Source organism: Gluconobacter sp. P1D12_c, assembly GCF_018812105.1.
Taxonomy (GTDB): Bacteria; Pseudomonadota; Alphaproteobacteria; order Acetobacterales; family Acetobacteraceae; genus Gluconobacter; species Gluconobacter oxydans_A.
In genome coordinates this window covers 1-360 of the sequence record NZ_JACSIQ010000863.1, presented here as the reverse complement: position 1 = coordinate 360, position 360 = coordinate 1, and the positions used below count along the sequence as shown (strand labels likewise).

At 55.5% G+C, this 360-nt stretch carries 1 protein-coding gene; it reads right to left on the bottom strand.

The window, feature by feature from the left end:
• The coding region (locus tag KP705_RS19555; protein WP_215765514.1) for a transposase at positions 1 to 360 on the bottom strand (360 nt) is incomplete at both ends.

Genomic DNA, 360 nt, shown 5'->3' with positions numbered 1-360 from the left:
TTCGAGGAAGAGRAGGCGGCGCATATTGTAGACGATATTGGCGAGCCCGATCCTCATGGTGGCTCGACTGATACCGACAGTCCGGACAAACAGCCCCGTCTGTGACTTCTGATCGGCAAAGACATGCTCGACACGCGAGCGGATGACCGACTTTCCAGCATTTGATTTCTGGATATGCCGGGGCATAGGCTTGAGATGCGGCTTTTTGCGATGAACCTTGGAGACCAAGCCCTGCTTTTCCATRAAGTCTTYGTTGGCTTTTGAGCGATACGCCGTGTCGGCCCACATCGTTGAGGGCATATTGGTCTCATCCAGCAGGCCCTCGCGTAGTCTGGTGCCATCGCTGGCCGCTGGATCGAT